We start from the raw sequence: 391 nt of genomic DNA on the forward strand, positions 1-391 counted from the left end.
GCATGGCCAGCGAGCGCGCGCAGGCGATCATGGCGCCGTAGCCGTCGCGAGCCGGGCCGACGCGCGGCACGTCCAGCAACAGCGTGAGTCGATCGGTGGTTTCCGCCGCGCCGGTGACGTTGGTCGACATCGAGAACAACACTTCGCCCTCGCCGTCCTGCATCACCAGATGACCGTCGGTGCGACGATCGAACCCCTGGCGGGTCAATGCCGCAAGCAAGGTGGTGACGTTCCACGGCGCGCCATTGGAGCGCACGTTGACGCCCAGCTGGACGTCGTGATCCATGACGAATTGGTGCAGCGCTTGCGCCGTCTTCATCACATCGATCATGTCGGGGATTTCGGGCTCGGCGCCCTAGGCTGCGGCCGGCGTACTCTCGGCCGTCGGTTT

At 66.2% G+C, this 391-nt stretch carries 1 pseudogene; it reads right to left on the reverse strand.

What is annotated here, in order from left to right:
* Positions 1–349: pseudogene (locus HLUSI_RS26750) on the reverse strand (cell division protein ZipA C-terminal FtsZ-binding domain-containing protein); the annotation flags it as partial.
* Positions 350–391 lie beyond the last annotated feature (42 nt).

This window comes from Herbaspirillum lusitanum P6-12 (assembly GCF_000256565.1).
GTDB lineage: Bacteria > Pseudomonadota > Gammaproteobacteria > Burkholderiales > Burkholderiaceae_D > Herbaspirillum > Herbaspirillum lusitanum.